The sequence below is a fragment of the Mesorhizobium sp. M7A.F.Ca.MR.362.00.0.0 genome, assembly GCF_004023175.1.
Lineage (GTDB): Bacteria > Pseudomonadota > Alphaproteobacteria > Rhizobiales > Rhizobiaceae > Mesorhizobium.
This window is the reverse complement of sequence record NZ_RZTF01000225.1, coordinates 741-2,210: the sequence shown is the minus strand read 5'-3', so window position 1 is coordinate 2,210 and position 1,470 is coordinate 741. Positions and strand designations below refer to the sequence as shown.

Genomic DNA, 1,470 nt, shown 5'->3' with positions numbered 1-1,470 from the left:
GCATACGATGTTCGTCGAGATCCTGCCCAATGTCATCCCGCCGATCCTGGTCGAAACCACCGTGCGGCTCGGCTATGCCATTTTCGCCGTCGCCACGCTCTCCTTCATGGGCTTTGGCATCCAGCCGCCCTCGCCCGACTGGGGGCTGTCGATCTCCAACAATTACGGCATGATCGGCGGCGGCTTCTGGTGGACGGTGCTGTTCGACGCGCTCGCCATCGCCTCGCTGGTGATCGGCGTCAACCTGGCGGCCGACGGCGTTCACGGAGCGCTCAATGACTAGTTCCGCCAAGGCCGAAAACGCACTCGAACTCACCGATCTGTCGGTTGCCTACCGCGTCGCCGGGCGCAATCGCGCCGTGCTGCGCAACCTGAGCCTCACCATCGGCCAGGGCGAAGCCTATGGGCTGGTCGGCGAGTCCGGCTGCGGCAAATCCACCGTGGCGCTCACCGTCGTGCGCTATCTGCCGAGAAACGGCTCGATCACCGGCGGCGCCATCTCGCTCGATGGCCAAAACGTGATGAAGCTGGACGCCGAGGCGCTCAGGCGGGCGCGCGCGGAAAGCGTCTCCATGGTCTATCAGGACCCGGGCAAGGCGCTGAACCCATCGATCCGCGTCGGCCGTCAGCTGACCGAGATTTTTGAACTCGGCGGCATTTCGGGACAAGCGGCCACCGACCGGGCGATTGCGATGCTGAACCGCGTGCGCATCTCCGACCCCGTCAGCGTCATGCAGCGCTACCCGCACCAGCTTTCCGGCGGCATGCAGCAGCGCGTGGCGATCGCCATGGCGCTGGCCAACGATCCCTCGATGCTGATCCTCGACGAGCCGACCACCGGCCTCGATGCGACGGTGGAGGCCGAAGTGCTCGACCTGATCGCGCAGCTCAGGCAGGAACTGTCGGCTTCGATCCTGTTCATCAGCCACAACCTCGCCGTCGTTTCCAACATGTGCGACCGGGTCGGCGTGCTCTATGCCGGCATGCTGGTCGAGGAAGGACCAACGGAGGTCGTGTTCAACGATCCGCGCCACCCCTACACGGTGGCGCTGCTGCGCTGCCTGCCGCGCGGCGGCCAACGCAAGGATCAGGGGCGCCTCGACACCATTCCGGGTTTCCTGCCGGGCATCGGGGCCGACATCAAGGGCTGCGCCTTCGCCGACCGCTGCGCGCTCGCCGACGATCGCTGCCGCAGCGAATTGCCGCCGCTCTATGATCTGGGCGGCCGGCTGTCGCGCTGCTTCCATCACGACAAGGCACAGGCGCTGCCGCGCGCGACGCCGAGCGATGTGGCGCCTGTCCCAAAGCCCGCGGCAGCACCGGTGCTGCGCGTCGCCGGGCTGAACAAGACCTATGCCAGCCATGGCCATGCACTGCGCGCCGTCAAGGATGTCTCGCTCGATTTGCGGCCCGGCGAGACGCTCGGGCTGGTCGGCGAATCCGGCAGCGGCAAGACGACCTTCGCCAGGC

The 1,470-nt window shown here is 66.8% G+C and carries 2 protein-coding genes; both read left to right on the top strand.

Features of this window, described 5'->3' with window-relative positions; all coding sequences use genetic code 11:
- Positions 1-283, top strand: a 283-nt coding sequence (locus EOC06_RS43345; protein WP_245469976.1) for an ABC transporter permease subunit, incomplete at its 5' end; no start/stop codon positions are given.
- Positions 276-1,470 (top strand): ABC transporter ATP-binding protein (locus tag EOC06_RS43340; RefSeq protein ID WP_245469974.1); only part of this gene is annotated, 1,195 nt, incomplete at its 3' end. The genes EOC06_RS43345 and EOC06_RS43340, both read left to right, overlap by 8 nt.